The sequence below is a fragment of the Terrabacter sp. P5_B1 genome (assembly GCF_056400505.1).
Window position 1 is genome coordinate 1 of sequence record NZ_JBFULD010000549.1, and the last position, 1,410, is coordinate 1,410.

Consider the following 1,410-nt stretch of genomic DNA (forward strand, 5'->3'; position numbering starts at 1 on the left):
GGCTATTGGGGGAGCACGACGAGTCCGATGACGCCGACGAGGTAGAGCACGAGGACCGCGATGCTGTCGATCCCGAGGCGGGCGTGCTCCCTGGCCGGGCGGAAGACGAGGCCCGCCATGTAGACGATCGTCAGGAGAGCAGCGAGGCCGGTGAGGTAGATGTCGGCGGCGTGCGCGTTGGGCAGGACCGCTTTGCCGGAGACGAGGACCGCGAGCAGGAACAGCACGGGCAGGAACGCGTTGCCGCCGAAGATGTCGCCGAAGGCCAGCTTGTAGTCGCCCTGTCGCACCGCGGTGAGCCCGGTGCTGAGCTCCGGCAGGGACGTCGCGGCCGCGAGGACGGTGGCCCCGAAGAGAACGCCGGACAGGCCGACCTGGTCGGCGGCCGCGGATCCGCTCTCCTCGGCGAGTGCCCCGGCGACGAGGGTGGCCAGGGCGGCGGCGCCGAAGACCAGGACGACGCGGGTGGTGCTGACGCCGCGACGGGTGGCCTCGGCCGACCGAGCCTCCTGCGAGTGGCCGCGAGGCTTCGGCTGGCTGTCGGGCGCCTCGCCGCTGTTGGACCACGGCAGCTTGGTCCCGGCGCGCTGGGTGAGCATCAGCCCGACCACCCACACGATCGCGATGAGCACGACGTCGGGCGAGAGCCGGGCGACGACGAGGTCCTTGGGCAGCTGCGTGCCCATGATGACGACCACGAGGACCGCGAGCACGACCGCGCCCTCGATGACGAGCGTGAGGCTCGCGGCCTGGTAGGTCAGGGGCCGACGTTCGCGCACGCCAAACGCATCGAGCGCGACGAGGACCACGGTCTGGATCGCGATGCCACCGAGGATGTTGCTCACCGCGATGTCGAGGTGGCCGCCTGCGGCGGCGCTGTAGGTGATGGCGATCTCGGGGAGGTTGGTCGCCACGGCCAGCAGGATGAGCCCGCCCAGCGCCTGCCCCAGGTGGAGCCGGTCGGCCAGGATGTCGGTGTAGTTCGACAGTGGGATCCCGGCGACCCAGATCACGCCGGCACTGGCGAGGAAGATGAGCAGCTCGGTCCACAGGGGCAGGTGAGGCAGCAGGTTCACCTTTGCACCGTATGGACGCATCTTGTGAACAACCTCAAAGCGGGCGTATGCCGCGTGGTGGCCACTGCGAGCCGGGCGACTACGAGCCGGCCCAAGGTTGCGAAACGTGCAAGACCCGCGCAACAACGCGCATTTCCGATCATCGGTGTGTCACTGTGCTGGTGTGCGCTACACGCGGCATCGGGCCATCACCCACGAGCTTCGGGACGGAGCCGTCTCGGTGCAGGATCTCGTCGTGCGCCTCGGCGTCTCCGCCGCCACGATCCGCCGCGACCTGGCCGAGCTCTCCGACGCCGGGCTCGTGCGTCGGGTCCACGGCGGCGCGGCGCCGCTC

General features: G+C 70.2%; 2 protein-coding genes. One reads left to right on the forward strand and one right to left on the reverse strand.

The genetic code is table 11. The features are described from left to right. Positions 1 to 2: 2 nt before the first annotated feature. A complete protein-coding gene (locus tag AC1DP0_RS21870; protein WP_478088683.1) occupies positions 3 to 1,076 on the reverse strand; it encodes a sodium:calcium antiporter in 1,074 nt (357 codons plus the stop codon). A 163-nt stretch (positions 1,077 to 1,239) separates the two neighbouring features. Here AC1DP0_RS21870 and AC1DP0_RS21875 point away from each other — a divergent pair. Then, positions 1,240 to 1,410, forward strand: a 171-nt coding sequence (locus AC1DP0_RS21875) for a DeoR family transcriptional regulator (protein WP_478088685.1), incomplete at its 3' end; no start/stop codon positions are given.